The organism is Pantoea sp. GbtcB22, assembly GCF_019091025.1.
Taxonomy (GTDB): domain Bacteria; phylum Pseudomonadota; class Gammaproteobacteria; order Enterobacterales; family Enterobacteriaceae; genus Pantoea; species Pantoea leporis.
Map to the genome: position 1 here is coordinate 1 of NZ_JAGXKB010000969.1, position 231 is coordinate 231.

The following is a 231-nucleotide window of genomic DNA, read 5'->3' on the forward strand; positions in this document are numbered from 1 at the left end:
GCTGCAGCGCCCACCGCAACGATTTCGCTGTTGCGCAGATTCAGCGATTCCGGCAGCCAGCGCCCGATTAAACTGCCGCTCAGCGCCGATAGCTGCACCATCGGCCCCTCTTTACCTATCGCCGCGCCGCTGCCGATGCTGGCCATCGATGACAGCGCACGGGACAGCGAGGGTTTGGTTGGTACCGCATCGGGCCGCGCGTTGGTCACCTCCAGATAATCGGTCTGCACC

At 64.1% G+C, this 231-nt stretch carries 1 protein-coding gene; it reads right to left on the minus strand.

Features of this window, described 5'->3' with window-relative positions:
- The coding region (locus KVT28_RS27210) for a chloride channel protein (RefSeq protein ID WP_217551455.1) at positions 1-231 on the minus strand (231 nt) is incomplete at both ends.